This is a genomic window from Gordonia jacobaea, assembly GCF_965344965.1.
In the GTDB taxonomy this organism is placed as follows: Bacteria; Actinomycetota; Actinomycetes; order Mycobacteriales; family Mycobacteriaceae; genus Gordonia; species Gordonia jacobaea.
This window is the reverse complement of sequence record NZ_CBDRLS010000004.1, coordinates 561,041-587,220: the sequence shown is the minus strand read 5'-3', so window position 1 is coordinate 587,220 and position 26,180 is coordinate 561,041. Positions and strand designations below refer to the sequence as shown.

Genomic DNA, 26,180 nt, shown 5'->3' with positions numbered 1-26,180 from the left:
ATGACGCCCCCGCCCGTCGACGTCTTCGGCGCGCGGGGCGCTCATGTGCCCGCACCGGCAACCGTCCACGACGCACTGCCCGACACTCTGCTGCGCCGCGTCAAGCAGTACAGCGGACGACTCGCGACCGAGGCCGTGCATTCGATGGCCGATCAGCTGCCGTACTTCTCCGACCTCGACGCGGCGCAGCGCGCGAGTGTGCAGTTGGTCGTCCAGACCGCCGTGGTGAACTTCGTGGAGTGGATTCAAGACCCCGAGGGCAACGTCAAGTTCACGGTCCAGGCGTTCCAGGTGGTTCCCCAGGATCTCGCACGACGCATCTCGCTGCTGCAGACGGTCGAGATGGTTCGCGTCGCCATGGAGTTCTTCGAGAAGTGGCTACCGTTGCTCGCGCGCAACGACACACAGCTGCGCGCCCTCACCGAATCGGTGCTGCGCTACGGCCGTGAGATCGGTTTCGCGGCGGCATCGATATACGCGTCAGCCGCGGAATCGCGCGGTGCCTGGGATTCGCGACTCGAAGCCCTCGTCGTCGACGCCGTGGTCCGCGGCGACAGCGGGCCGCAGTTGATGTCGCGCGCTGCCGCCCTGAACTGGGACTCTGATGCGCCTGCGACCGTGATCATCGGGGCGCCGCCGCCCGAACAGAACGTGTCGGTGCCCCTCGCCATCCACAACACGGCCAAACAGCATGATCGCGCAGCGCTGTCGGTCGTACAGGGCTCGACGCTCGTGGCCATCGTCAGCGGTCCGATAGTCACGAGCGACGCTTTCAGCGCCGCGCTCCTCAATCACTTCGCCGACGCTCCCGTGGTCATCGGGCCGACGATGCCCAATCTGACCGCCGCGCATACGAGCGCCAATGAGGCGATGGCCGCGATGGCTGCCGTCGACGGCTGGCCGAATGCCCCACGTCCGGTGCACAGCGTCGAATTGCTCCCCGAACGCGCCCTCAACGGAGACCCGTCGGCAATCACTGCACTCATCGACACACTCGTTCGACCTCTCGCCAAGGGTGGCCCGACTTTGTCGACGACGCTCGAGACCTATCTCGACACCGGAGGGTCCGTTGAGGCGTGCGCACGCGAACTGTTCATTCATCCAAATACTGTTCGGTATCGCCTGAAGAAGATCGCCGAACTGACAGGACGTGACCCAACACACTCCCGTGATGGCTATGTCCTACGAATCGCCGCGACAGTAGGTCGTTTGACACACTTCAGGAACGAATCATCGTCACGAGCCACATGAGAAACACTGTTAACAGGACCCCCGTACCGTTTTCCCAGGCAGACGCTTTATGGGCACATTTGTGTAACGAATCTCAGAGTGGTGACGATGGGGTAGCCACTGAGGTCACCATTGTAGGAACTCCACAAAAACTCTCGTGAAGGTTCATCGACCTCAACACCCACAATTTCGTGCCAGAGGGTGTTCTCTGGTCACGTGCTTTCCTTGCTAGCGCCCGGACAGGGCTCACAGACACCCGGCATGCTCGCTCCATGGCTAGAGCTTCCCGGCGCGCGTGACCAGCTGGCCATCTGGTCCAAACTCGCGGGACTCGACCTCGAACGGCTCGGGACGACCGCCACCGCAGACGAGATAACCGACACCGCGATCACCCAGCCGCTTGTCGTGGCGAGTGCGCTGCTGTCGTTCAACGAGTACGCCAAGAACCACGAGCTGCCCGCTGATGCCGTCGTCGCGGGCCACTCCGTCGGCGAGCTGACCGCGGCAGCCATCACCGGTGTCATCAGCTTCGACGAGGCTGTCACGCTCGCCGCCGTCCGCGGCGCTCAGATGGCCAAGGCATGCTCGCTGCAGCCGACCACGATGGCCGCTGTCCTCGGAGGCGACGAGCAGGAAGTCCTCGCACGTCTCGACGAGCTCGACCTTGTCCCCGCAAACCGCAACGCCGTAGGCCAGATCGTCGCTGCCGGCGACGTCGAGGCCATCGACGAGCTGATCGCCAATCCACCCGAGAAGGCACGCACCCGCAAGCTGGCTGTCGCGGGCGCCTTCCACACGCGCTTCATGGCACCGGCACGCGACGCCGTCGCCCAGGCGGCCGCGTCGATCACACCCGCCGACCCCACGCGCACGTTGCTGTCCAACTCCGACGGCCAGCCCGTCACGACGGGCACCGAAGCGTTGAGCAAGCTCGTCGAGCAGGTGACCTCGCCGGTCCGCTGGGATCTGTGCTCGGCCTACATGCGCGACGCGGGCACCGACAGCATCATCGAGCTGACACCGGCCGGAACACTGGTCGGAATCGCCAAACGCGAACTGAAGGGCGTCGGATCGGTGGCCCTCAAGGTCCCCGCCGACATCGAAAAGATCTGACCGCGAAGGTCGACAGGCTTGGATAGCGGTCGCGCTCATCCGCGACCCCCGGAAACCGGATGAACCGGTTGTCCAAACATCAGTGAGCACCACGTGCCCGCGATGTTCCGGAGTTCACATTCACAGCACAACGAAGGGAACCACACAGTGGCTGCCACCCAGGAACAACTCATCGCCGGCATCGCCGAGATCATCGAAGAGGTCACCGGCATCGAGCCGTCCGAGGTGACCATGGAGAAGTCGTTCGTCGACGACCTCGACATCGACTCGCTGTCGATGGTGGAAATCGCAGTGCAGACCGAGGACAAGTACGGCGTGAAGATCCCCGACGAGGACCTCGCCGGACTGCGCACCGTCGGCGACGCCGTCTCGTACATCCAGAAGCTCGAAGCTGAGAACCCCGAGGCCGCGGCCGCGATCCAGGCACAGGTCGCGTCCGATCAGAAAGCCGGCTCGTGACCCCATCGCTACGCGATTACTCCACGCTGGGGGGCAACTTCCCCAGCGTGGTGGTCACGTCGATGGTCGCTTCGACTTCCCTCGGTGAGGACCTCGATTCGACCTGGAAGGGTCTTCTCGCAGGCGAAACCGGCATTCGTGAGCTGACCGACGACTTCGTCACGAAGTACGGTGAGCTCCCCTGCCGCGTCGGTGGCCGCATGGTCAAAGACCCCGCAGAAGAGGTGACCCGCATCGAGGCACGCCGCATGGCGTACGTCGAGCGTGTCGCCCACGTCATGAGCAAGCGCCTCTGGGCGCAGGCAGGCGAGCCCGAGGTCGATCCCGACCGGTTGGCCGTTGTCATCGGCACCGGACAGGGTGGCGGCGACGCGATGGTCGACGCCGTCAAGGCAATCGAGGAGTCGGGCAACTACCGCAAGGTGTCGCCGCTGGCCGTCTCGATGGCCATGCCCAACGGCCCGGCAGCGGTCGTCGGACTGAACATCGGTGCCCGTGCGGGCGTCATCACCCCGGTCTCGGCGTGCTCGTCGGGCGCTGAGGCGATCGCCCACGCATGGCGACACATCGTGCTCGGCGACGCCGACATGGTGGTCGCCGGTGGCGTCGAAGGACACATCGACGCGATTCCGATCGCGGCGTTCTCGATGATGCGTGCCATGAGCACCCGCAACGACGACCCGGCAGGCGCTTCGCGCCCGTTCGACAAGGATCGCGACGGCTTCGTCTTCGGTGAGGCCGCGGCGATGCTGATCATCGAACGCGAAGATCACGCCAAAGCACGCGGTGCGCATATCCACGCACGCATCCTCGGTGCGGGTATCACGTCGGACGGCTTCCATCTGGTCGCACCTGATCCCAGTGGTCAGGGCAACTCGCGGGCGATGACCCGCGCGATCCAGACGGCAGGCCTGCAGCCCTCCGACATCACCCACATCAACGCTCACGCCACCTCGACCCCCATCGGCGACACCGCCGAGGCAGCGGGTATCGCGGCGGCGGTCGGCACTCACGCCGCCATCTACGCACCCAAGTCCGCTCTCGGTCACTCGATCGGCGCGGTCGGTGCGCTCGAGTCGGTGCTGACCATCAAGAGCGTCGAAGAGGGCGTGATCCCGCCGACGCTGAATCTGGAGAACCTCGACCCCGAGTGCGGCGACATCGACGTCGTACACGGCGAGTCGCGGTATGGGCAGATCGACTACGCCCTGAACAACTCGTTCGGATTCGGTGGACACAACGTGGCGCTGGCCATCGGGCGCTACTGAGCCGCAACCCGACTGGGCCGGTTTCGACCGACCGCGACGTCGACGATGCCGATGTCCTCCTTGACATCGGATCGTCGACGTCGCGGCCAGCGGCACCACACCGCGCCAACTCGCACCGCAGCAGTAGGAGGACAGCGATGACCACAATGGCCCCCGTCACCGGCCACGAGGACTCGGTCGATCCCCGCGATCCGCTACTGCGGTTGACCAACTTCTTCGACGAGGGCACGGTCACCCTCCTCCACCCTCGTGATTCCTCGGGTGTGCAGGCAGCGATCGGACTCGTCCACGGCGTGCGCACCGTCGCCTACTGCACAGACGGCACCGTCATGGGCGGCGCGATGGGCATCGTCGGATGCGCACACATCGTCAACGCCATCGACACCGCGATCGCCGAACAGGCCCCGGTCGTCGGAATCTGGCACTCGGGCGGAGCCCGCCTCGCCGAAGGCGTCGAAGCACTACACGCCGTCGGCGGAGTGTTCGAAGCGATGGTCAGGGCGTCCGGCTACATCCCGCAGATCTCCGTGGTCGTCGGCTTCGCCGCAGGTGGCGCAGCGTACGGGCCGGCACTGACCGACGTCGTGATCATGGCGCCCGCCGGACGTGTCTTCGTGACCGGCCCCGACGTCGTCCGCAGCGTGACCGGCGAATCCGTCGACATGGAGTCGCTCGGTGGTCCCCACACCCACGGCAAGAAATCCGGCGTCAGCCACATCACTGCCGACTCCGAGCCCGACGCGTACTGGCGCGCACGACGACTCGTCTCGACGTTCGGCAAGCAAGGCCATTTCAACCGCGAGCAGGCCGAGGCAGGCGACTCGGACCTACAGGCACTGCTCCCCGAATCACCACGACGCGCCTACGACGTACACCCCATCGTCGCGAAGCTCCTCGACACACAGCTCGCCGCCGACGGCGAGACCGAGGTCTCGAGTTTTGAAGAGCTGCAAGCGAAGTGGGCCCCGAACATCGTCGTCGGCTTCGGCCGACTCTCCGGCCGCAGCGTCGGTGTCGTCGCCAACAACCCACTGCGGATGGGCGGCTGCCTGAACTCCGAGAGCGCCGAGAAGGCCGCCCGATTCGTGCGCCTCTGCGACGCCTTCGGCATCCCACTCATCGTCATCACCGACGTCCCCGGCTACCTGCCCGGCGTCGACCAGGAGTGGAACGGCGTTGTTCGACGCGGCGCAAAACTGTTGCACGCCTTCGCCGAATGCACCGTCCCACGTGTGACGCTGGTGACCCGCAAGATCTACGGCGGCGCCTACATCGCGATGAACTCACGCTCACTCGGCGCGACCGCCGTATTCGCCTGGCCCGGCTCAGAAGTCGCCGTCATGGGCGCCAAGGCCGCCGTCGGTATCCTCCACAAGAAGGCACTCGCCGCCGCGCCCGAAGACGAACGCGACGCACTCCACGACCGCCTCGCCGTCGAGCACGAACAGATCGCAGGCGGACTCGACCGTGCACAGTCGATCGGCGTCGTCGACGAGGTCATCGACCCCGCCAAAACCCGCAGCATCATCGCCGAAGCGCTCGCGTCAGCTCCCGCGCGGCGCGGCAGGCACAAGAACATACCGCTGTGATCTGCGGCGACTCCGTCGCCGAACCCAGACCGACACGATTCGGCCCCGGCAGTATTCTGCCGGGGCCGAATCAGTGTGTCGGGTCGGTGATCGGAGGTTGGTCACCAACTCCGATGTGGTTCAACCGACGCGTTGCGTCAGCCAGGTCACCTCGGCGCCCGCGCCGCCCATGCGGTACGCCTCGAGGGCGTCGTCCCAGGCCGTACCGAGCGCGGCTTCGAGTTCGCCTGCGAGTCCAGCGCTGTCCGGCTGAGCCTCGATCAGGGAGCGCAGTTGCATCTCGCCGATGATCACGTCGCCGTTGGCGCTCGTCGATCCGCGCCACAAGCCAAGTCCCGGAACGTAACTGAATCGCTCGCCGTCGACGCCCTCACTGGCATTCTCGGTCACCTCGAAGCGCAGCGACGACCACTCGCGCAGCGCATTCGCCAGCCGCGCAGCAGTACCTACCGGACCCGTCCAATCAACGGTTGCCCGTTGCATGCCGGGTTCGGCATCCTGGGCGGACCACTTCAGGTTGGCCCGCGCATTAAGGGTCGACGACAGAGCCCACTCCACATGCGGGCACAGCGCAGCCTGCGCTGAGTGGATGTACACCACTCCGGTCGTCATGTCCGCAAACTGATTCAGGTTGCGCACCTTGTTCACCTCCGTTGTCGACGAGGAACGTCTTCCCCAACACACCTCGCGACAGCGGATATCACACTCGTGTTGTTTATTGTGCCTGATGTTGTACGTGTTGCGCTAGTTTCCGAAGGTGATTGGTGTGAATTACTGATTCACCCGCCCGACCGTCGCGTCAGTCGTCTGCGACGAGCGTGTCGACGACGGCGTCGTTGAACTCGGTCCACAGCGGCTTGGCCCAGGCACCGAATGGCCGGTCCGTCAGCACGACACAGGCTGCGGCGAGCTCCGGGTCGACCCAGAGATAGGTTCCCGACTGTCCGAAGTGCCCGAACGTCGACGGCGAGTTGCGTGTGCCCGTCCAGTGCGGCGACTTGTGCGATCGGATCTCGAATCCGAGGCCCCAGTCGTTGGGCTTGTGCTTGCCGTAGCCGGGCACAAAGCCGTCGAGACCCGGAAACCACACCGAGTGCGCAGAGTCGGCGAGGTCGGACGAGAGCAGTCGTGGTTGCAGCAGCTCCGCAGCGAGAGCGGCAAGATCGTCGACACTCGATCGCGCTCCGTGGCCGGCGGGTCCGTCGAGCGTCGTCGACGAGAGTCCCAGCGGCGCACAGACCCCCTCGGCGAGGTAGTCGGCGAACGCGATCTCTGTTGCGGCCTCGACGGTCTCGGCAAGCACCTCGAATCCGGCACTCGAGTAGATCCGCTTCTCCCCCACCGGCGCCTCGACTTCTCGTTTGTCGAAAGCGAGTCCCGATGCGTGTGCGAGTAGATGAGCGATGGTCGCGCCGGGCGGCCCGGCCGCGTCGTCGAGTTCGACGGCGCCCTCCTCCACCGCAACGAGAACCGCCTCGGCCACCAGAAGTTTGGTGACCGAGGCGAGCTCGTAGATGCGGGCGGTGTCGCCGTGCGCGACGACCCCCTCGGTGGTGACGATTGCCGCGGCGACGTTGTCGACCGGCCAGGAGTCGAGGGCCTCGAGAACACTCACGGGGACCTACGTTACCGGTCGACGATGATCAGTGATCGTCGTCGGTGTAGCGGATGACTCCGCGAATGTTCTTGCCGTCGAGCATGTCCTGGTAGCCCTGGTTGATCTGATCAAGCCGGTACTGCCGGGTGATCATGTCGTCGATGTTGAGTTTGCCGATCTTGTACATCGAAAGCAGTTGCGGGATATCGAGCTTGGGGTTGGCACCGCCAAAGATGCTGCCCTGCAGGTTCTTCTGCAGCAGGGTGAGCATCGACAGATTGAGCGTCACCTCGGTGTCGAGCATGTTGCCCATACCGGTCAACACGCAGGTGCCCGCCTTGGCGGTGATGCCCATCCAACTGTCGACGTCCTTGCCGTTCACCTCTCCGACCGTCACGATGACCTTGCGGCACATCGCACCGTGAGTGGTCTCGGCAATCGCTCCCGCGGCTTCGTCGATCGACGCAAACGCTGCCGTCGCACCGAATTTCAGTGCCTGCTCACGCTTCCACTCGACCGGGTCGATCGCGAAGATGTTGCGCGCTCCCGCGATGACCGCCCCCTGCAGTGCCGCGGTTCCGACGCCGCCGACACCGACGATCGCGACGTCTTCGCCCGGTCGGACATCGCCACTACGCGTCGACGACCCGTAGCCGGTGGGAATGCCACAACCGACGAGCGCGGCGACCTCGAACGGAATGTCCTTGTCGATCTTCACCACCGATGCCTCGTGCACCACCATGTACGGCGAGAAGGTACCGAGCAGCGTCATCGGATAGACGTTCTCACCCTTCGCGGTGTGGATACGGAAGGTGTGGTCCGACACCGCTTCTCCCTGGAGAAGCAGCGCGCCGAGGTCGCACAGGTTCGCCAGCCCCGACCGACACGACGGACACTTGCCGCAGGACGGGATGAAGGACAGGACCACGTGGTCGCCGACCTCGAAATCGGTGACACCCTCGCCGAGTTCCTCGATGACACCCGCACCCTCGTGGCCGCCGAGAATCGGGAAGCCGCCCAGCGGAATACCACCGGTCATCAAGTGATGGTCGGAGTGGCACATCCCGGCGGCTTCCATCCGGATCTTGATCTCGTGCGCTCGGGGCTCGCCGATCTCGATTTCCTCAATCTCCCACGGCGAGTTCAGTTCTCGCAGCAGGGCACCCTTGGTCTTCATCATGTCCTCCGCTTGTCGTCGTACACGCCGACCGCGCCGCATGTGACGGCACGGGCCCGGCGTCCTACTGAGACGATAGTCACTTTTAGTCGAAAATGGAACGTGTTCTACTTCTTGTGGCGCGATCAGTTCGCGAGACCCGCGTCCTTGCTGCCGTAGCTTTCGCGCAGACGCGGCTTGACGACCTTGCCGCCCGCATTGCGGGGCAGTTCTTCGACGAGAACGATGTCCTTGGGCTGCTTGAACCGCGCGAGGTTCTCGTTGAGGTACGGCTCCATCTCCTCGAGGGTGAGGTCGGCACCGTCGACGGTCACCACCACGGCGACCGGCACCTCGCCCCACTTCGCGTCGGCCCGTCCGATCACGGCCGCCTCGGAAATCCTCGGATGGCCGTAGAGGACATTCTCGACCTCGGCGCAATAGATGTTCTCGCCGCCCGAGATGATCATGTCCTTCGCGCGGTCGACCACGTAGAGGAAACCCTCGTCGTCGCGGCGCACGAGGTCGCCGGAGTGGAACCAGCCCCCGCGGAAGGCATCCTGGGTGCCCTGCGGGTTCTGCCAATACCCGAGCATCATGTTCGACCCGCGGTACACGATCTCCCCGACCTCGCCGTCGGCGACGTCGTTCATCATCGGGTCGACGACGCGTGCGGTGACCGCCGGAACCACCTTGCCGATCGATCCGAGCTTGCGCAGCGCGTCGGCGCCGTCGAGAACGCATGTGATGGGCGACATCTCGGTCTGTCCGAAAACCGCGACGTTGAGCGCATCGGGGAAGGTCTCGTTCATCGCGTTCAGCACGGTGTCCGAGGCGGGCGCAGCGCCCCAACTGATCACGCGGAACTTCACGTCGCGTGGTTGTGCCTGCTGCGCCGCGCACACTGCCTGCCACTGGGCGGGCACCAGGAAGATCGACGTGATGGCCTCGCGTTCGCACATGTCGAGCATCTGGTCGGGATCGAACGCGCCGAGCGGATGGATGACCGACGTCGCGCCCATGTAGAACAGCGGCGCCATCGCTCCGATACCGGCGATGTGGAACATCGGCGCCACACCGGCGCCGATGTCGTCGCGGCTGGTATGCAGCGCCTGCAGGCAGGTGAGTGCCTGGGACTGCATATTTGTGTGAGTCAGCATGGCGCCCTTAGGTTTTCCCGTGGTGCCCGACGTGTACATGATGAGTGCGACGGTCTCTTCCGGAATGTCGATCTCCGGGAGGTCGGATGCGTCCTCGGCGACGAGAGCGGCGTAGTCGAGATGGGCCTCGTTGTCCGAGCCGCCCACCACGATCACCTGATCGACGTCTCCGGTCGCAGCCACAACAGCATCGGCAAGTGGGGCGAGCAACGTCTCGGTGATGATCGTCCGCGCACCACTGTCGGTCACCAGATAGGCGATCTCGGCGGGGCTCATCCGCACGTTCACCGGCACCGGGATGGCGCCGATGATGTTGGCCCCCAAGATCGCTTCGACGTACTCGGTCCTGTTGAGCAGGACCATCAGCACCCTGTCGCCGAACCCGACGCCACGACGACTCAGTGCCGCCGCGAACGCAGTGGTGCGCTCGTCGAGTTGCTTCCACGTCGTCGTCTCACCCAGGTACTTGAGCGCGGGGGCATCTGGCTGCATCAGGGCATGCCTGCGGACCTGGTTGTTCCAGTGGTTGCGGCGGGACCGCAGCGGTTCTGTGTTGAGATCTTGCCCCGAGTCGACGGTCGCGGTCATGGAACTCTCCTTGAATTTCTCGACGTTGATTTCGAAACGTCAGTGTCGGCGTGCGGTGGTGAATGCGGCGATGGCCGCCTGGAATTCGTCGGATTGCAGCAGTTGAGTCTGTCCGCTGGTCTCCCGTTCGAGGGTCGACTCGAACCCCGCGAGCGTGTTCGCGTCGAGCGCAGCCTTCGCCAGACGCAACGCCTGCGTCGAACTCTGCGCGAATCGCTTGGCGACGCCGGCGATCTCGGCGTCGAGTGCGGCCCTGTCGTCGACGAGTCCGCTGATCAGGCCGGCGTCGAATGCCTCTGCCGCAGGCAGCTTTTCGCCGAGGAGGACCATCCGGTTGGCGCGCGGCCGCCCGATGGCGGCCGAAACCGTCGCGGTCGCGCCGCCGTCGGGCATGAGCCCGATGTTGGTGAACGCCAAGAGAAAGTAGGAGCGTCGGGTAGCGAAGATGAGGTCGGAGGCGAACGCCAGCGATGCCCCGATCCCGACCGCGGCGCCATCGATTGAGGCGACAACCGGAACCTCGACGGAACGAACGGCACGAGCCAACGCCGAACCCCCACCGATCACGGAGGCGGCACTTCGTTCGTCGATGCCTCCGTTCTCCGACGCCCGGGCCGCGATGTCGCGAATATCGGCGCCGGTACTGAAATTTCCCCCTGCGCCGTCGATGATCACCGCGCGTATATCGGCCTCGGGGCATCGGGTGGTGAGGAAGTCGATCAGCGCACTCGAGGCGTCGCCGTTGAGCGCATTCATCCGCTCCGGGCGATCGATCGTGATCCGGGCGATCCCGCGGTCGTCGACCTCGGTCCTGATTCCGGTGCTGACCGACGTGCCAGACGCCGCGCCGCCGGTCACCCGACTGTCAGACCCAGTCACCCGACTGTCAGACACGGCCTGCCCCATCGCTTGCCCGTCACGTGATTCATGCCGCAACCATACATGTCAGTGAGACGTACAACACAGGAATCGGGATTAACTTAGTGCACTGCCACACCGCTACTACCACCAGTTTTAGACGATTTGGCAATTTCTTCTCTGGCGAAGACGATCACGCCCTACTCTGGACCGATGAGCAGTCAGCCCTCGACTGACAACCGCCTGACCGACGGAGGCGCACCCCCACGTCGACGACCCGCCGACCGGCGAGTGTTGATTCTGCGAACCGCGGCTCAGGAGTTCAGCGACCGCGGGTACCACGCGGTACGCCTCGAGGAGATCGCCGTGATCGTCGGAATCTCCACTCCCGCGCTCTACCGTCATTTCCCGACAAAGTACGCACTCTTCGCCGAGGCCACAGGGTTACTCGCCGACGCGCTGACCGCGGCGCTCGAGGCGTCGGCGAGCGATCTCGAGTCGGCATTGACCGCCCTTGCACAGTCGGCCATCGACCACCGCAGGACCGGCGGCCTCTATCGCTGGGATCAGCGCTACCTTGACGGCGACGACGCCACAAAGGTGAAAACCGTTTTGGTGAACCAGCATCGGCGAATCCGCGCAGCACTTCTCGATACGCGTCCGAGCATCCCCCGTCCCCACGCCGACCTTCTCGTCGCGGCGATGATCAGTGTGGTGGCGAGTCCCACCACGCATCGAACTACGTTGGCAGACCGCGACATTCGCCGACTTCTCGTCACCAGCGCGCTCTCTTTGGCCGACATCGCGCCGACAAGCGTCACCGACTCACCCGACCATCCCCCGCAGCGCGGGTTGGCACCGGCTTCCAAACGCGAACTCGTACTCTCCGAATCGATCTCGCTCTTCGCCACCAAAGGCTTCCGAGACGTCACGATCGACGAGATCGCTTCTGCTGCAGGCATTCCCGCATCCGGCGTCTACCGCCACTTCGAGAGCAAGGCCGCGATCCTCTCGGCAGCATTCTGGCGAGCTTCCGACCGCGTCAGCGCCGCCAATTCCGACGCACTTGCGGCGTCGACGACCAATCGCGCCGCGCTCGAGTCGCTCGTCGCACGGTATGTCCGACTCTTCGTGCACGACAACGCACTTCTGACGGTGTACCTGAGCGAATTCGGACACCTGGCCCCGGCCGAACGCAGCGCGTTGCGCCGCCAACAACGCGCCAACGTCGACGAGTGGGCCGCATGGGTCACCCGCGATCGCGGCGATGCGATCACTCGCGGACAGGCGCGCTTCCTCGTGCACGCGGCGCTGAGTGTCATCTCGGATCTGCTCCGACTACGCCGCCCGCCAACCGCCGAGCAGGTCACCGCGATCGGCTGCGCCATCCTCGTAGGCTCCCAGCAGCGGCGTTGACGTGCCGGCTGCCTGATGTCAGACGGTCGCCAGATCGTCGAGCAACCAGGTGCCGTTCCTCTTGGCGAGCGTGACCTCGACACGCGATTGGTACGGGATGCCGTCGGGAACCTGCGCGGCGATTTCCGTCGACTTCACCGTCTGGTCCAACGCCACGAGAACCACCGCACGGTCGGCGGTCATGGATTCGATCCCCGCGCGCTGCGCCTTCGCCGTCGACACTCCCTTGGCGTTCGCGTTGCCCTCACGCGCGTCCTGCGACGACGCTATGTAGGTCTTACTGAACTCGGGAGTGGATATCTTGCTGATCCGACGATCGAGATCGGCATAGTCGGCGGGATCGTAGGTGGTCAGCTCGACGGCGTAGCGACGCGCGGTGTCGAGCACCGTAGTGCGATCGGCCTCCGACGGCCCGGCGTCGGACACTCGGCGATCTGCCTGCGCGTACAGGTACGCGAGAACTCCGGTCGAGATCGCGAGAACCACCACGAGCGCTGCCAGTACTCCGACGAGTACCCGTCCACGACCCGGTCGCTTCACTCGTCCGGCGGCCTCCTCTGCATCGGCTCGCGCGCCGCCTCTCTTCGTGGTGTCGAGTTTGCGCGGCACCCGGTCGGCGGCCTCGGCGCGCAACTGCTCACGCTTACTGCGATTCGCCGCGAGGAACTCATCGCCGTCGAGCGGCGAAACGTCGGCGCCCGACGTGCGCGCCACGTCGGTCTGCACGCCGTCGTCGGACGGGATACGCGATTTGGGCATGGCAACCAATCTAGCCATCGATTATGTGGTCCAGACCACGGCCCGACATATCACATATATGATCTTGCCCAGGCCGCCTACAGGCTTCGCCAATCGAGAGGACAGCAGTGAACTTCACTGAGGAACAGCGCGCATTCGCAACGTCGGTCGCCGATTTCTGCCAGCGCGAGGTCGGGACCCGCGACCAGCGCAATCGCTACACCAAGGTCGGGACGGAGTTGCACTCGCGCGAGCTCTACCAGAAGATGGCCGACCTCGGCTGGGCGGGCATCATGCTGCCCGAAACCTACGGCGGGTCGGGCGCGGGCAACGTCGAGATGTGCATCCTGCTCGAAGAAGCGATGCGTGGCATGGCACCCATCGGCGGGATCGGCCCCACCTTCATCACCGCCCTGGCCTACAACCGGTTCGCCGACGACCAGCTCAAGAAGGAAGTGCTGACCGGCGTCGTCAACGGTGACGCGCTCTCGATCTCGATGTCGGAGCCCGAGGCGGGTTCCGACGTTGCCAACCTCACCTGCCGTGCCGAGAAGGTCGACGGTGGGTGGGTCATCAACGGACAGAAGACCTGGTGCTCCAATGCGCACTTCGCGCGATCGATCTTGCTGATTGCCCGTACGTCGACCACCGGCAAGAAGCACGAGGGAATCACGCAGTTCCACATCCCCGCCAACACACCGGGTTTGGAGATCAAGGGCATCGACACGCTCGGCGGTCGCGAGGTCAACGACCTCTACTTCACGGACTGTCGGGTGCCCGACTCCGCGGTCGTCGGCGAGGTTGGCAATGGCTGGAATCAACTGATGGCCGGACTCAACACCGAGCGGCTCATCCTCGCAGCCATGCAACTCGGTGTGGCCGAGCGCTCATTCGCCGACACCCTGGCGTTCATCACCGAGCGCAAACAGTTCGGACGTCCCATCGGGTCGTTCCAGGTTCTGCGGCATCGCATGGCCGATCTCGCGACCGAGATCGAGTGCACCAAGCAACTCGTCTATTCGGTGGCTCAACTCGCGGACGACAACCCCACAAAACTCTTCCCCCGCGAGGCGTCGATGGCGAAACTCAAAGCCACCGAAACCTCCAAGCGCATGACCATCGATGCCATGCAGATGATGGGCGGCTACGGCTACGCAACGGAATTCGACGCCGAGCGCTTGATGCGTGGTGCGATCATCTCGACGGTCTACGGTGGCACGAATGAGATCCAGCGCGACATCATCGGCAAGACCTTCGGACTCTGACGGGTCGAGGGCGCCGCGGCGGATTCCTCGGCGCCCTCAACTGTCCGAAGAGGTCGCCGCACACCTGCGCCACCGCATCATGACGGCCGACATCAGGCCGGGTGAGTTCATCAGACTCGACGACGTCGCGGCCGAGTTGGGTGTCAGCGTGACCCCCGTGCGCGAGGCGCTGCTGACCCTGCGTGGCGAGGGCATGGTCGACCTCGAGCCGCATCGCGGATATCGCGTGGGCCCGCTGGACCGCGTCGACGTCGACGACCTGTTCTGGTTGCAGGGCGAGATTGCGGTGCGGCTCGCGCTGCGCACCGCGTCCGCCGTTACATCCGACGATCTCGACGAATTGCAGTGGTGGACCCGACGACTGCGCGCGGCTGTCGCGAGTGGCGACGACGACGGCGTCATCGAGGCCGAGTTCGAATTCCACCGCGCGCACAACGTCATCGCGGGAGGCACCAAGTTGGCATGGTTCCTCCTCGCGGCCACTCGTTACACACCGGCGCGGCTTTATGCCAACGACCCCGAGTGGGGCCACACAGCGGTCGACAGCCATGAACGGCTGGTCGACGCCTACCGTTCGGTCGACATCGACGAGGCAGTGGTGCAGACGCGTCGCCAGTTCATTGATGGCGCAGCACGTTTGACGCACCACCTCGAACAGAGCGGCATCTGGGGTACGACCGACTCAGATCGAACCCAGGTCTGAAGCGACCCACTGCTGCGGCCGCACAACGACTTTCGTTTGTGAACCATGCTCGGAGGAGGCGAACTCGACGTAGCCCGCGACTTTGTCGGCAGGCAGATACCGCGCGGCCATCTCGGTGAGATCGTCCTTGGTTCCGTCGACGATATCGATCACCGGACCCGACGCCGCGGCGTACGCGATCGTCGGAGACAGCACCTCGGCCATCACCGTGCAGCGCCCCGCAGCACGCAGTAGCGAGATCTTGCGTGACTCCGCACCTGTCAGGAACCACAGGTCGCCGCCGGGACTGTACTGGTACCAGATCGGCACCACGAGAGGCGCGCGGTCGGCACCCGCCTCGATCGAGAGCGCGCCGATGTGCGGCTGCGCGAGAAATGCTTGCCGTTCTTCTTTGTTCATCGCCATGAACCCGAGGCTAGTGATTTCCTTCGCCGAGCGTCGGCACCCAGCTTTGCGGACCAGCACTCAGTGGGCGAGCTTGAGCCCGACCACTGCGACGATGATGAGAAAGATCAAGCCCGCCTTGACAAGTGACGCCGATTCCGCGCCGGTCACCATCGCGTATGTCACGGTCAACGCGGCACCGATACCCACCCAGATCGCGTAGGCGGTGCCAGTTGGCAACTCCCGCAACGCATAAGCCAGACCGGCCATCGATCCGATCAGCGCAACGGCAAAAGTAATTGTGGGAACAATTTGGGTGAACCCCTGGGACTTGCCGAGAGCAGTAGCCCAGACAGCTTCCAGCACACCAGAAATGATCAACACGATCCACGACACGAGACGTCGAACCTCCGAGCGCCGTCTTGTCGCTGGCCGGGTACGGCGCGCCTCGTCCGGGTGTCAGCATTGACTATGTCAATAGTAGCAAATCGGACACCCGCAAAATTCCCGCCGGGCGGGACGCTACTCCGACGAACCGCCCTTGCCGACTGCGACCACGCCGGCCCCGACGACCACGACCGCCAAGCCGAAGATCGTGTACAGCCATGCGGCGACCCCGCCACCATAGTTGGCGATGTCGCCGATACCTGCCGCGGCGAAGATGAGTCCCATTGCGATTGCCAAACCGGGAAGGACATAGAAGAGCGGTGAATGCGCTGACATGGCGTTGACCTCCTCGACAGTTCCGTCGCGCTTCGACGGAAGCTTGGTCGCGATCTACGTTAGAACGAGCACAACGCCGGTGCCAGGGTCTTTGGTCGAATCCGGCGATACCGGAGGAAAACAAGAAAGTCCCGGCGGATGCCGGGCATTTCCGGCTCTACCTCTGTTCGCCAACTGGACTCAGACCGCTGCGCGACCGAGATGAGTATTGAAGCGGTGTGGCCTTCGCGTAGCCTGATCGGCCGACACCCAGACCGGGAACTCCTCGCGTATGCTCCGCGAATGACGCAGCAGCAGCCAATGCCGCCGGGTTGGTATCGCGACCCGCAGACGCCTCAAGTCGAGCGGTGGTGGGATGGCCATGCCTGGACCGCACAAACCCGTGCTGCGCCGGTACCGCCGGCGAAGCAGAAGCGCTCCACGGGCGTGGGCTGGTGGCTTGCGGGCGCCTTCGCCTTCCTGCTAGTCGCGCTGGTGGTCGCCGTGGTGATTACTTCGCAAGCGCCAGCGCCTGACAAGACGAACAGCGCGACGACCAAGTCCACGCCGGCGGAGCATGAGACTCCCACGACCAGCACCCCCGTCGACGCGGCCGAAGCCTCACGGTCATCGGCGGCGATGTCGTCGGCGATGGCCGAGGCCACCGCGCGAGAACAGGACAAGACTCAGTTCAAGAACATCGGCGATCGCGACTGGCAATTGATCGCGAAGAACCCCGACGCACACCTCGGCGAGAAGGTCGTCATCTACGGCAAAGTGACGCAAGCCGACTCGGTGACCGGCGACGACTACATCCGCGTTTCCACCGAGGCGCAGCCTGCCGATTACTACACGATCAACACCATTGCCAAGGAGGGCGTGAACGGCGTGTTCGCCAACGTCGTCGAGGGTGACATTGTCACCATGTGGGTGCGTGTGTGGGGAACAAAGACTTACGACACCACCCTCGGCGGATCGACGACCGCCCCCGAAGTCAAGGTCAACGTCATCGAGGTCACCGGGCACGAGTGAGCGTCTGACTGCGTGGGCCGGAGAATGAGTCCGTATCGCGCACTGGCGCTGCTGTCGTTCACCGCGACCGCGCTGCGCCGCCGGATTGGCCGCGGCCTGCCGACCAACAATGATCTCGTGTTCCCCTCCCGGGATTTCCGGTGGGTATTGGGTGGGTGCGGCCGGAACGAAAAATCCCGCCACCTGTTTGTGCAGGTGGCGGGCTCTTCAGTGCTCCCCCAACTGGACTCGAATTAGTTTCGACGCCGCGCCAGAATATCCCGCCTACCTGGCCATTCAACGCTCTGAACAGCCTAGACATGCCAGATCTCGTTCTAGCACTGGAGGTTTCGCGTGGGACTCCGGGGAGACGACAGCGGCGTCAGTATCGGCTGCGTGTTCGACAGCGAGATGACCTCGCACGGCTCGGGACTTGATCGTCTTTGCGTCCGTCGCACGCCTCACCGAATCTCGGTGGGGCGTTCGTCGTTTGGCTACTCGGTTTCGTTGTCCCCGATCGGATCATCGACGCCACTCTCCCGCACCTCAATGATGCGGAGCACGGCGCCGATAGGCCCGTAGATGTTCACCCGCACCACCGGGTCCTCGTCGTCGTGGAGGTCGTCCCCGCGCTCGTCGCGGTACCGTCGGATACGCTCCCGCGCCCACGCGATGGCCGCTCGGGCCGTGGCCTTGGTGCCGTCCCACACGGCCCCGCCAATGAACCCGGCTGCACCGCTGGTGACGACGAACAGTGCGATGGTTTCGAGACCGAAGCCCATTCCTCCGGGCTCTCGAAAATAGACGGCCTCAGTCCCGACGCCCTCCGCGTGGAGATAGGCGGGGAGCTCTTCAAGGATCGCGGCCTGTCCGGGCGTCAGGTAGTCGCTACGCCCGAGAACTTCCACACGGACGGTTCCCAGATCATTGGTCTGCGGGTCGGTCGTCATGTCCTCCAGCTTGATCGTGTCTGTCATCGCGACCACGGCCAGCGCAGCCACTTCGCCCCGGAACTGATCAGTTCCGGCATTCCGTCGTCAGTTCGTCGCCACTGAAAGCCCGCCTCATCCTCGAACGAGATTGTCACTGTCAGTGTGCGCACCGCCTCGACGGCCTGCACCGCCATCGAAACCTCACGGGTTGGTGTGAGTGTCGTCGGCCACTCAGAAGTGAAGATGGCGCCGATCGCCTGCTGTAGCTCGGCCTTGGGGTTGGGTTGCTGCTGGGCCGCGAGCATGTGCGCGGGAAATGGCCCTCGCCTCTGCATGGCGGCGAGCTGCTCCGAGCTGAGGACCCGGCTAGGGTCCATCGCCGGCATCGGGTTCAAGACCATATCCATCAGCTTGGCGAACCCTGGAGGCATTGCCTTGGAGAACGCTTGCGACAGATCCACCTTGTCGTCGGCCAGTTCGGTCGCGTTCTCTACGATCTGGCCCTCGGCGTCGTAACCAACGACCTCGACGCTCAAGTGGCGAACCATAGCCTCGGATCGGTTGAGGACCGCGAGGACCCACATTCTCGCCCCGAGGATCTCGGAGTGAGTAGCCGCCGGAACTACTTTGCGGGCCTGGGCCGCACGCAACTCCTCGCGCTCCCTCCGGTTCCTGCTGACATTCCAAAAGGCGACGAATAACGCCACGAGCACGCCGACCGTCGTCGCCAAGGCAACTGAATAGGCCAGCCAATCCGGGAGTTGGAAAGCGTGCTCGGCGGCGACGGGGCTCTCGTTGGTCATGAGCCGCAGCATAGGACTGGGGACCGACATTCTGGACCCTCCCAGGAGCCTCGGAAGGGCACCCCAGGGCATGAAACAGGAAAAGCGCCCTAAAAGGGCGCTTGACCTGCATATTTTCTGCTCCCCCAACTGGACTCGAACCAGTAACCGTTCGATTAACAGTCGAATGCTCTGCCAATTGAGCTATGGGGGATTGCTCGTGATCCGGGCGCCGCGAACAGCACCAGAACCGAACGCTGACTCTAGCGTATCGACTCGCGTCAGGACAAAACGACTGGTCACAGGGGTGCCGTGCAGGGCCGCCTTGCCACGCCTCAGGGCGTTTGCGGGTGCTTGAGCGAGGCGAGATGCTCGCTCACCGCGGCGCGGGTCTGATCTCGGGAATCGGTGCCCGCGAGCAGGAGGTGCATGGCGAGGCCATCGATGAGGGCGTGCAGTCGTAGGGCTTCGGCGTCCAGATCGCGATCGCCGTCGACGAGACCATGTTCGCGCAGATCTGAGAGCACCCGCACGCAGAGTGCGCGCAGACCCTCGTGTGCCTCCACCGCCGCAGTCGCCAGGCCGGGATGGGCCACGGACTCCGTCACCATCGCGAGGTTCACATGCATCTCGACGCGCCGATTGTCGTCGAACGGCAGTAGCTCGGCCAGGATGGCATCGGCACGGCGCAGCGGATCGCGGATGCGTGCCCGCTCCTGAATCCGTGCGGCGACACGGTCGTAGATCAACCGCATGGAGAATTCGAGCAACTCCTCCTTGTCGGCGAATACATGACGCAGCGAACCCGTAGAGATGCCCGCCTCGGCGGCAACCTCGCGAATCGAAACGCCAGATACCCCTTCCCGCAACGCAATCCGCCAGAGCGCCTCAGCTATTTCGGAGCGCCTCTCGGTGTGGTCGATCAGCTTGGGCATTGACTTATGCTAGCTCACTCGTGTTAGCTTATCCACCAAGCCTTGGTAGCACACTCGTATCACCTACTCCGACGACTGGAGCACAGCATGGGCGACACACGACGACACGTCTCCCTCGATGTCCTGCGCGGCATCGCGATCCTGGGAACCCTCGGCACGAACATCTGGATCTTCACCAATGTCGACGGCCTGATCGGCTACATCCTGGGCGCCAACGAGGCGTCGGGCACCTGGGGCACCGTGCAGTCCGTGCTGCAGCAGATCACCCAGGGCAAGTTCTTGGGATTACTCACCATCATGTTCGGCGTCGGGCTCGCCATCCAGCAACGCTCCGCCGTCAGACGCGGGCACAGGTGGCCCGGCAAGTACTACTGGCGCGCAATCTTGCTCTTCATCGACGGCACCGTGAACTACTTCCTCTTCACCGAGTTCGACGTGCTGACGGGATACGCGGTCACCGGGCTCATCGTCGCCTATCTCCTCGCGATGAGCATCCGTCGCCAACGGATCGCGCTCTTCACCGCAGCGGGCATACACGTTGTGCTACTGACGCTAGTGGTGTGGGCGCTCGCCACCACTACTCCTACTACCGTTGCGCAACAACAACTCTCACCGAATCCGTATGCCGATGGCTCCTTCTTCGAACTCGTCGCCTTCCGTGCCGAACACCTGGTGCTGTTCAGAAGCGAAGTGATCTTCATCCTGCCGATGTCCATCGCGCTGTTCCTTGCGGGAGCGGCACTACTGCGCGCAGGTGTGCTCGAACCGCATGGTGCCGCGCTCCGGAGTCGACTGATGATCGCAGGCGCGATCGCGTTGCCACTCGACTTTGCGGCAGGCCTCTTCGGAGGCGATGCCGGGCTCGTCCTCGGCCGCTACGGATTTGCCCCGATCGTTGCGTTCGGCATCCTGGCATGGGTGGCACAGTTCTACGTCGACGGACGTGCACCCGGTGCTATTGGTCGTGCACTCGCTCCCGTAGGACGCACAGCCCTGACGTGTTACGTCCTGCAGAACGCGCTCGCAGGCGCGGTCTGCTACGGATGGGGACTCGGCCTTGCGGCCAAACTCGACTCCACCACGGTTGTCCCGGTCACCGTGATGCTGTTCCTCGTGATCGCCGGACTGCTGATGGTGGGATCGCGCCTGTGGCTGGCACATCACGAGCGCGGGCCGCTCGAGTGGATGTGGCATCGCGGGTATGACGTTCTCAGTGGTGCTACGCGCGAGCGGGTGCGCAACTGAATCACCAAATGTGGTGGGGCGGGCGGGGCTCGAACCCGCGACCTACGGATTATGAGTCCGCGGCTCTAACCAACTGAGCTACCGCCCCGTTCGGGCACGTGCCCGGTGGCAGATTACCCCACGGCCTCCTCGCCCAGGCTCGCGCGGGTCGTCTCCGTCCCCCTGCTGCCGTTACCAGGAGGGGTTCTCTCCCCCACTTCCTGCGGGGCGCCCGGCGCCGAGCAGCACCGGCGCGGCGTCGAGCAGCTGAGGTCCCGGGGCGCAGAAACTAGGGGAAGCGTTCTTTCCGCGGGTCTCTTCGATTTCCCCGCGCAACTTCTGGCGCAAAGGTCAGCAACTGCGGGAAGAGTTCTTTCCCCTACTTTCTGCGCGCAGCCCAGCCTCAGCACCCCAACCGCCCGCCCGGTGACACGACCCACATTCGCGCAACCACGAGTGAAACCTCGCGTCAACTGGCCGACCGGTCAGGTGTCGCCCCATACTTTCGGTAGGCCATCGAGCCGAGAATCCCGGTCGCTTCGCTGTCGCAGCGCCGCCGTCGCCCACTGTCCGAGCCCGAGGAGGCGAGCCGATGAGTGCAGACCATATCTGGGGACGCCCGCGCCCAACACCCGACCGCTGCCAAGGCACCCACACGTACTCCGGTGGCTGCCGATACAACTCCGAGGACCCCCACCGGCCGATGTTCCCCGAGGAACTGCGACCCGGCGGCAGGCTCAACGCCGCCTGACCACCGTCATCCGACGTCGACGACAGGGTCGACGGCCTGCTCGAGCAGACTGCGTCGATACGCCTCCAACGCCACGAGATCGCCGAATACCGCGTGATATCCGTCGGGGTCATCGCCCGGGGCCATGCGTCGCAGGCGCGACTTGATGTCGGCGATCTGCGCGCCGACCCAGACCTCCTGCAGTCGGGCGAGCACGCTGCCGATGTAGCGCGAGATGTTCTGCTCGCTGACCGGCATCGGTTCGACGGCGAGTTCGGTCACCATCGGCCCGACCACGGGGTTGTCGACCTCGTGGTTGACGGCGTCGATCCACTCGGTGCCGCCCATCCCCGACGACGTGCCGCCCAACGCCGACATCGCATTTCGGACGACGGTGTACGCGGGTTCGGTGAAGCACTCCTCGGGCAGCGAATCGAAGACGGTGCCCGCGATGGCCGGGTATTGCAGTGCGGCCTTGAGCGCCTCGCGCTGCGGCCACAGGCGGGGGTCATCCGGGTTGGGTCGCCCGGGTCCCGGCGCCTTCTCCGCTTCGGGCCGATCACGACGCATCTGTCGTCCGCGCCCGGATGCCGTCGCACGTCCGTTCACCCGGGCGACGCGCGCGCCCTCCTCACGGACTCGCGCGAGCACCTGCCCGACTTCTTCCCAGCCAACCCAGCCTGCGAGCTGACGGGCGTACTCGTCGCGCAGCGCCACGTCTTTGATCCGGGCCACCACCGGCACCGTGTCGCGCAGGGCGTGAACGCGACCCTCCGCGGTGTTCAGATCGAACCCGGCCAGCAGTGCCTTGATCGCGAACTCGAACATCGGCACACGACGCGCGATCAGATCACGGACAGCGGCGTCTCCCCTGTTCTGCCGCAACTCGCACGGGTCCATCCCCTCCGGCGCGATGGCGACGAAGGTCTGGCCGGCGATGGACTGCTCGCCTTCAAAAGCCTTGAGCGCCGCGGCTTTTCCGGCCGCGTCGCCGTCGAACGTGTAGATCACCTCGCCGCGAAAGTACGAGTCGTCCATCATCAGTCGACGGATCAGCGCCAGGTGATCCTCACCGAACGCGGTGCCACACGATGCGACCGCCGTCGTCACCCCGGACAGATGCATCGCCATTACGTCGGTATATCCCTCGACCACGACGACCTGGTGACTCTTGGCGATGTTCTTCTTGGCGTGATCGAGTCCGAACAACACCTGAGACTTCTTGTACAACATGGTCTCCGGCGTGTTCATGTACTTGCCGAGGTTGTCGTCGTCGAACAGCTTGCGCGCGCCGAAACCGATGATGTCTCCGCCGAGATTGCGGATCGGCCACAGCAGACGGCGGTGGAATCTGTCGATGGGACCCTTGCGGCCCTGCTTCGACAGGCCGGCCGCCTCCAGCTCGGCGAACTCGAAGCCCTGCGCCAACAACGCCTTGGTCATCGTGTCCCAGCCTGCGGGTGCGTACCCGCAACCGAAGGTCGACGCCGCAGCGGCGTCGAAGTTCCGTTCGGTGAGGTAGTCGCGCGCGATCTGGGCGTCGGGGGTTCGCAACTGCTCGGCGTAGTACTTCTGCGCGGCGGCGTTGGCGGCCACCAGGCGTGCACGGGTACCGCGATCTCGTGCGACCGACGTCCCGCCACCCTCGTAGTGGATCTGATACCCGAGCCGGTCGGCGAGTTGCTCGACGGCCTCGACAAAGCTGACGTGCTCCTGCTTCTGCAAGAAGCTGTAGACGTCGCCGCCCTCGCCGCAGCCGAAGCAGTGGAAATGACCGTGATGCGGACGGACGTGGAACGACGGCGTCTTCTCGTCGTGGAAGGGACACAACCCCTTGAGCCGGTCCGCACCTGCCGGGCGCAACGCTACGTAGTCGCCGATGATCTCCTCGATACGTGTCTGTTCACGGATTGCCGTGATGTCACGATCGGGAATTCGGCCTGCCACGTCCCCAGTGTAGTGACCTCGGCGGTTCGGCCGTCCGCTACATCCACAAGCACGCGGACCGGCGCCAACCCGCCCGGCTTGCGACGACGGATCGGCTACGGTCGAGACCGGGGGGCACGAGTCGTCGCACCGAGGAGTACCTATGGCTACACCGTCGTTGTCCACAGCAGAGCAGGCCCGACTCACCAGCGGCAAGAACTTCTGGCAGACCAAGTCCGAAGGCGGCCTGCCGTCGATCGCGATGACCGACGGCCCGAACGGACTGCGTAAACAAGAGGGCTCGTCGGACGCCCTCGGGTTGTCGGAGAGCGTTCCCGCGACCTGCTTCCCGCCGGCTGTCGGACTCTCCCAAACCTGGAACCCCGACCTCGCCGCCCGCATCGGCAAAGCCATCGGCACCGAGGCACTCGCCCGCCAGGTCTCGGTTGTTCTCGGCCCCGGTATCAACCTCAAACGCTCCCCACTCGGCGGCCGCAACTTCGAGTACTACTCCGAGGATCCTGTTCTCTCGGCAGCATTCGGCGAAGCGTGGGTATGCGGCGTGCAGAGCGTCGACGTGGGTGCGTCGCTCAAGCACTTCGCGGCCAACAACCAGGAGACCGATCGCATGCGGGTGAGCGCCGCGATCGACGAGCGCACACTGCACGAGCTGTACCTTCGAGCGTTCGGCCACATCGTCCGCACCGCCCGACCGTGGACGGTGATGTGCTCGTACAACCGCATCAACGGCGTCCACGCGAGTGAGAGCCGCGAACTGCTCACCGACATCCTGCGAGACACATGGGGATTCGACGGCGTGGTGGTCAGCGACTGGGGCGCAGTTGTCGACCGTGTCCGCTCGGTGGCCGCCGGACTCGACCTGATGATGCCGTTCGGGGGCGACGAACTCGACGACGACGTCGCGGCTGCCGCAGACGACGGCCGCCTCGACCCGCAGGCACTGCGGGAGTCTGCCGACCGGATGATCGCGCTCGTCGAACGAGCAGCACCGCACATCCGTTCGGAGAACGGCACATTCGACGTCGACGCCCATCACGCGCTGGCACGCGAGGCCGCTGCCGAGGCAATCGTGTTGTTGCGCAACGACGACAATCTTCTCCCCTTCGACACCTCCGAATCGCTGGCTGTCATCGGCACGATGGCCTCGCAACCGCGCTATCAGGGCGGCGGGTCGTCGAAGGTCAACGCCACCAAGGTCGACATCCCGCTCGACGAGATCAAGAGCCATGCAGGCTCGGAAGTCGTCTACGCCGCCGGCTACACCACCGACGACAACGATTCCCAGAACCGCAGCGACCTCATTTCCGATGCCGTCGCCGCGGCGCGATCGGCCACCAACGTCGTGCTGTTCCTCGGGCTCGCCGAGCACCAGGAGTCAGAGGGATTCGACAGGACCACCATCGACCTACCCGCCGATCAACTCGAACTCGCCGAGGCGGTTCTGGCAGTGAATCCCCGTACGGCCGTTGTGCTCTCACGCGGCGGAGTGCTCCGCGTCGCGCCGCTCCTCGCACCCGCGATCCTCGACGGTGCGCTTCTCGGCCAGGCAGGCGGAGGCGCCATCGCCGACGTTCTGTTCGGTAGCGTCAATCCGTCCGGGCGACTGTCGGAGACCATCCCGCTGCGCCTCGAGGACAACCCGAGCTACCTGAACTTTCCTGGCGAATTCCAGCACGTCACCTACGGCGAGGGACTGTTCATCGGCTACCGCTGGTACGACGCACGCAAGATGAACCTCTCCTATCCGTTCGGACATGGCTTGTCCTACACCGACTTCGACTACCGCGACCTCGCGGTCACCGAGACCGCCGACGGCCTGGCCGTCGAGGTCACCGTCGCGAACGTCGGCAGCGTCGACGGACGCGAGGTCGTGCAGGTCTATTCCGGCATCGAGACCTCGTCCGTCTCGCGACCGGTGCGCGAACTGAAGGCCTTCGCCAGCGTTGACGTCAAGGCCGGCGAAGAGCAGCGCGTCACCATCAGCGTGCCGCGGGATGTGTTGGCGTACTGGGATATTCGCGTCCACGATTTCGTCGTCGAAGGCGCGACGTATCGGATCGACGTCGGAGCGTCGAGTCGCGATATCCGCCTGCACACCGATGTCGAGGTCAAGGGAGACGAGATCACCATCCCACTGACCACCAATTCGACCATCGCCGAGGTGGTTTCGGTCCCCAGCGGCAAGGATGCGTTGACCGACCTGGTCAAAAGCTCGTTCCCCGACGTCACCGAGGCCGACGGACCGGGACTGCTGGCCATGATCGGCTCGGTTCCTGTCGACAGACTGCCCGAATTCACCACGGGCGCGGTCACCAAGAGGGCGCTGGCCGAGAAGCTCGACGCCGTCAACGTCGACGCCGGAAACTCATCCGACGAGTAGTCGCCGATCGACG

General features: G+C 64.7%; 25 protein-coding genes, 2 tRNA genes and 1 riboswitch. Of the genes, 12 read left to right on the top strand and 15 right to left on the bottom strand.

Annotated elements, in window-relative coordinates; all coding sequences use genetic code 11:
• The 5 genes from ACRVY7_RS16910 to ACRVY7_RS16890 all read left to right on the top strand — a co-directional run bounded on the left by ACRVY7_RS16910 (position 1) and on the right by ACRVY7_RS16890 (position 5,659).
• Positions 1-1,251 (top strand): PucR family transcriptional regulator, encoded by a 1,251-nt coding sequence (locus tag ACRVY7_RS16910; RefSeq protein ID WP_431817892.1) that lies wholly within the window; start codon positions 1-3, stop codon positions 1,249-1,251.
• Positions 1,252-1,446: 195 nt separating this feature from the next.
• Positions 1,447-2,343, top strand: a complete 897-nt coding sequence (locus ACRVY7_RS16905) for an ACP S-malonyltransferase (protein ID WP_049698599.1) — start codon at positions 1,447-1,449, stop codon at positions 2,341-2,343.
• A 147-nt stretch (positions 2,344-2,490) separates the two neighbouring features.
• The gene (gene acpM, locus ACRVY7_RS16900; protein WP_005206424.1) at positions 2,491-2,802 is read left to right on the top strand and encodes a meromycolate extension acyl carrier protein AcpM; all 312 of its coding nucleotides are present in this window, start codon (positions 2,491-2,493) and stop codon (positions 2,800-2,802) included.
• Positions 2,799-4,070, top strand: a complete 1,272-nt coding sequence (locus tag ACRVY7_RS16895; RefSeq protein ID WP_431817860.1) for a KasA/KasB family beta-ketoacyl-ACP synthase — start codon at positions 2,799-2,801, stop codon at positions 4,068-4,070. The genes acpM and ACRVY7_RS16895 overlap by 4 nt, the downstream gene beginning before the upstream one ends.
• Before the next feature lie 137 nt (positions 4,071-4,207).
• Positions 4,208-5,659, top strand: coding sequence for an acyl-CoA carboxylase subunit beta (locus tag ACRVY7_RS16890; protein WP_431817859.1), 1,452 nt, complete (start codon positions 4,208-4,210; stop codon positions 5,657-5,659).
• 120 nt (positions 5,660-5,779) lie between these two features.
• Here the strand turns inward: ACRVY7_RS16890 and ACRVY7_RS16885 are convergent, their stop codons facing one another.
• The 5 genes from ACRVY7_RS16885 to ACRVY7_RS16865 all read right to left on the bottom strand — a co-directional run bounded on the left by ACRVY7_RS16885 (position 5,780) and on the right by ACRVY7_RS16865 (position 11,039).
• Positions 5,780-6,298: a DUF3145 domain-containing protein gene (locus tag ACRVY7_RS16885; protein ID WP_005206476.1), complete on the bottom strand. Its 519-nt coding sequence runs from the start codon at positions 6,296-6,298 to the stop codon at positions 5,780-5,782.
• A 160-nt stretch (positions 6,299-6,458) separates the two neighbouring features.
• Positions 6,459-7,274, bottom strand: coding sequence for a serine hydrolase domain-containing protein (locus ACRVY7_RS16880; RefSeq protein WP_431817858.1), 816 nt, complete (start codon positions 7,272-7,274; stop codon positions 6,459-6,461).
• Between the two features lie 28 nt (positions 7,275-7,302).
• The gene (locus ACRVY7_RS16875; protein WP_431817891.1) at positions 7,303-8,433 is read right to left on the bottom strand and encodes an NDMA-dependent alcohol dehydrogenase; all 1,131 of its coding nucleotides are present in this window, start codon (positions 8,431-8,433) and stop codon (positions 7,303-7,305) included.
• Between the two features lie 125 nt (positions 8,434-8,558).
• Positions 8,559-10,160: a fatty-acid--CoA ligase FadD5 gene (fadD5, locus tag ACRVY7_RS16870; RefSeq protein WP_431817857.1), complete on the bottom strand. Its 1,602-nt coding sequence runs from the start codon at positions 10,158-10,160 to the stop codon at positions 8,559-8,561.
• 39 nt (positions 10,161-10,199) lie between these two features.
• The gene (locus tag ACRVY7_RS16865; protein ID WP_431817856.1) at positions 10,200-11,039 is read right to left on the bottom strand and encodes an enoyl-CoA hydratase-related protein; all 840 of its coding nucleotides are present in this window, start codon (positions 11,037-11,039) and stop codon (positions 10,200-10,202) included.
• A gap of 192 nt (positions 11,040-11,231) precedes the next feature.
• Here ACRVY7_RS16865 and ACRVY7_RS16860 point away from each other — a divergent pair, with 192 nt between their 5' ends.
• Positions 11,232-12,434, top strand: coding sequence for a TetR/AcrR family transcriptional regulator (locus ACRVY7_RS16860; protein ID WP_431817855.1), 1,203 nt, complete (start codon positions 11,232-11,234; stop codon positions 12,432-12,434).
• 18 nt (positions 12,435-12,452) lie between these two features.
• On the opposite strand, the gene ACRVY7_RS16855 is transcribed toward ACRVY7_RS16860, so the two are convergent.
• On the bottom strand, positions 12,453-13,193 hold the full coding sequence (locus tag ACRVY7_RS16855; RefSeq protein ID WP_431817854.1) for an Rv1363c family protein: 741 nt from the start codon (positions 13,191-13,193) through the stop codon (positions 12,453-12,455).
• Positions 13,194-13,300: 107 nt separating this feature from the next.
• On the opposite strand from ACRVY7_RS16855, the gene ACRVY7_RS16850 reads away from it, so the two are divergent.
• Together ACRVY7_RS16850 and ACRVY7_RS16845 are read left to right on the top strand one after the other, a co-directional pair.
• A complete protein-coding gene (locus tag ACRVY7_RS16850) occupies positions 13,301-14,437 on the top strand; it encodes an acyl-CoA dehydrogenase family protein (protein WP_431817853.1) in 1,137 nt (378 codons plus the stop codon).
• Positions 14,394-15,140: a GntR family transcriptional regulator gene (locus ACRVY7_RS16845; protein WP_431817852.1), complete on the top strand. Its 747-nt coding sequence runs from the start codon at positions 14,394-14,396 to the stop codon at positions 15,138-15,140. Before ACRVY7_RS16850 ends, ACRVY7_RS16845 begins: the two co-directional genes overlap by 44 nt.
• Here ACRVY7_RS16845 and ACRVY7_RS16840 read toward each other — a convergent pair.
• From ACRVY7_RS16840 to ACRVY7_RS16830, 3 genes are all read right to left on the bottom strand, one after another.
• Positions 15,120-15,545, bottom strand: coding sequence for a pyridoxamine 5'-phosphate oxidase family protein (locus tag ACRVY7_RS16840; RefSeq protein WP_064868010.1), 426 nt, complete (start codon positions 15,543-15,545; stop codon positions 15,120-15,122). The genes ACRVY7_RS16845 and ACRVY7_RS16840 overlap by 21 nt on opposite strands.
• Before the next feature lie 60 nt (positions 15,546-15,605).
• Positions 15,606-15,920, bottom strand: a complete 315-nt coding sequence (locus ACRVY7_RS16835; RefSeq protein ID WP_049698321.1) for a DMT family transporter — start codon at positions 15,918-15,920, stop codon at positions 15,606-15,608.
• A 15-nt stretch (positions 15,921-15,935) separates the two neighbouring features.
• Positions 15,936-15,999, bottom strand: a riboswitch (guanidine-III (ykkC-III) riboswitch).
• A 47-nt stretch (positions 16,000-16,046) separates the two neighbouring features.
• Positions 16,047-16,247 (bottom strand): hypothetical protein, encoded by a 201-nt coding sequence (locus ACRVY7_RS16830; RefSeq protein WP_049698322.1) that lies wholly within the window; start codon positions 16,245-16,247, stop codon positions 16,047-16,049.
• A 138-nt stretch (positions 16,248-16,385) separates the two neighbouring features.
• On the opposite strand from ACRVY7_RS16830, the gene ACRVY7_RS16825 reads away from it, so the two are divergent.
• Positions 16,386-17,258, top strand: coding sequence for a DUF2510 domain-containing protein (locus tag ACRVY7_RS16825; protein ID WP_431817851.1), 873 nt, complete (start codon positions 16,386-16,388; stop codon positions 17,256-17,258).
• A gap of 473 nt (positions 17,259-17,731) precedes the next feature.
• Here ACRVY7_RS16825 and ACRVY7_RS16820 read toward each other — a convergent pair whose 3' ends face one another.
• The 4 genes from ACRVY7_RS16820 to ACRVY7_RS16805 all read right to left on the bottom strand — a co-directional run bounded on the left by ACRVY7_RS16820 (position 17,732) and on the right by ACRVY7_RS16805 (position 19,886).
• The gene (locus ACRVY7_RS16820; protein ID WP_431817850.1) at positions 17,732-18,214 is read right to left on the bottom strand and encodes a hypothetical protein; all 483 of its coding nucleotides are present in this window, start codon (positions 18,212-18,214) and stop codon (positions 17,732-17,734) included.
• A complete protein-coding gene (locus tag ACRVY7_RS16815; protein ID WP_431817849.1) occupies positions 18,211-18,972 on the bottom strand; it encodes a hypothetical protein in 762 nt (253 codons plus the stop codon). Before ACRVY7_RS16815 ends, ACRVY7_RS16820 begins: the two co-directional genes overlap by 4 nt.
• A gap of 120 nt (positions 18,973-19,092) precedes the next feature.
• Positions 19,093-19,165, bottom strand: a tRNA-Asn gene (locus ACRVY7_RS16810).
• Positions 19,166-19,286: 121 nt separating this feature from the next.
• Positions 19,287-19,886, bottom strand: a complete 600-nt coding sequence (locus ACRVY7_RS16805; protein ID WP_431817848.1) for a TetR/AcrR family transcriptional regulator — start codon at positions 19,884-19,886, stop codon at positions 19,287-19,289.
• A gap of 87 nt (positions 19,887-19,973) precedes the next feature.
• Between ACRVY7_RS16805 and ACRVY7_RS16800 the strand changes: the two genes are divergently transcribed.
• Positions 19,974-21,131 (top strand): DUF418 domain-containing protein, encoded by a 1,158-nt coding sequence (locus ACRVY7_RS16800; RefSeq protein ID WP_431817847.1) that lies wholly within the window; start codon positions 19,974-19,976, stop codon positions 21,129-21,131.
• A gap of 11 nt (positions 21,132-21,142) precedes the next feature.
• On the opposite strand, the gene ACRVY7_RS16795 is transcribed toward ACRVY7_RS16800, so the two are convergent.
• Positions 21,143-21,219 (bottom strand) — tRNA-Ile (locus ACRVY7_RS16795).
• Between the two features lie 483 nt (positions 21,220-21,702).
• Here ACRVY7_RS16795 and ACRVY7_RS16790 point away from each other — a divergent pair.
• The gene (locus ACRVY7_RS16790; RefSeq protein WP_431817846.1) at positions 21,703-21,861 is read left to right on the top strand and encodes a hypothetical protein; all 159 of its coding nucleotides are present in this window, start codon (positions 21,703-21,705) and stop codon (positions 21,859-21,861) included.
• Positions 21,862-21,867: 6 nt separating this feature from the next.
• Here ACRVY7_RS16790 and dnaG read toward each other — a convergent pair whose 3' ends face one another.
• Entirely contained in the window at positions 21,868-23,787 is a 1,920-nt protein-coding gene (gene dnaG, locus ACRVY7_RS16785) for a DNA primase (protein ID WP_431817845.1), read from the bottom strand.
• A 142-nt stretch (positions 23,788-23,929) separates the two neighbouring features.
• Here dnaG and ACRVY7_RS16780 point away from each other — a divergent pair, with 142 nt between their 5' ends.
• Positions 23,930-26,167 (top strand): glycoside hydrolase family 3 C-terminal domain-containing protein, encoded by a 2,238-nt coding sequence (locus ACRVY7_RS16780; RefSeq protein WP_431817844.1) that lies wholly within the window; start codon positions 23,930-23,932, stop codon positions 26,165-26,167.
• The last annotated feature ends 13 nt before the right edge of the window (positions 26,168-26,180 follow it).

What these genes read in the sequence shown, in the direction of transcription:
- ACRVY7_RS16825 (WP_431817851.1), top strand. Translation starts at nt 16,386, where the DNA reads ATGCCGGGCATTTCCGGCTCTACCTCTGTTCGCCAACTGGACTCAGAC.
- ACRVY7_RS16840 (WP_064868010.1), bottom strand. Translation starts at nt 15,545, where the DNA reads ATGGCGATGAACAAAGAAGAACGGCAAGCATTTCTCGCGCAGCCGCAC.
- ACRVY7_RS16855 (WP_431817854.1), bottom strand. Translation starts at nt 13,193, where the DNA reads ATGCCCAAATCGCGTATCCCGTCCGACGACGGCGTGCAGACCGACGTG.
- ACRVY7_RS16910 (WP_431817892.1), top strand. Translation starts at nt 1, where the DNA reads ATGACGCCCCCGCCCGTCGACGTCTTCGGCGCGCGGGGCGCTCATGTG.
- ACRVY7_RS16845 (WP_431817852.1), top strand. Translation starts at nt 14,394, where the DNA reads ATGAGATCCAGCGCGACATCATCGGCAAGACCTTCGGACTCTGACGGG.
- ACRVY7_RS16790 (WP_431817846.1), top strand. Translation starts at nt 21,703, where the DNA reads ATGAGTGCAGACCATATCTGGGGACGCCCGCGCCCAACACCCGACCGC.
- fadD5 (WP_431817857.1), bottom strand. Translation starts at nt 10,160, where the DNA reads ATGACCGCGACCGTCGACTCGGGGCAAGATCTCAACACAGAACCGCTG.
- ACRVY7_RS16890 (WP_431817859.1), top strand. Translation starts at nt 4,208, where the DNA reads ATGACCACAATGGCCCCCGTCACCGGCCACGAGGACTCGGTCGATCCC.
- ACRVY7_RS16805 (WP_431817848.1), bottom strand. Translation starts at nt 19,886, where the DNA reads ATGCCCAAGCTGATCGACCACACCGAGAGGCGCTCCGAAATAGCTGAG.
- ACRVY7_RS16820 (WP_431817850.1), bottom strand. Translation starts at nt 18,214, where the DNA reads ATGACAGACACGATCAAGCTGGAGGACATGACGACCGACCCGCAGACC.
- ACRVY7_RS16830 (WP_049698322.1), bottom strand. Translation starts at nt 16,247, where the DNA reads ATGTCAGCGCATTCACCGCTCTTCTATGTCCTTCCCGGTTTGGCAATC.
- ACRVY7_RS16800 (WP_431817847.1), top strand. Translation starts at nt 19,974, where the DNA reads ATGGGCGACACACGACGACACGTCTCCCTCGATGTCCTGCGCGGCATC.
- ACRVY7_RS16780 (WP_431817844.1), top strand. Translation starts at nt 23,930, where the DNA reads ATGGCTACACCGTCGTTGTCCACAGCAGAGCAGGCCCGACTCACCAGC.
- ACRVY7_RS16815 (WP_431817849.1), bottom strand. Translation starts at nt 18,972, where the DNA reads ATGACCAACGAGAGCCCCGTCGCCGCCGAGCACGCTTTCCAACTCCCG.
- ACRVY7_RS16875 (WP_431817891.1), bottom strand. Translation starts at nt 8,433, where the DNA reads ATGAAGACCAAGGGTGCCCTGCTGCGAGAACTGAACTCGCCGTGGGAG.
- ACRVY7_RS16860 (WP_431817855.1), top strand. Translation starts at nt 11,232, where the DNA reads ATGAGCAGTCAGCCCTCGACTGACAACCGCCTGACCGACGGAGGCGCA.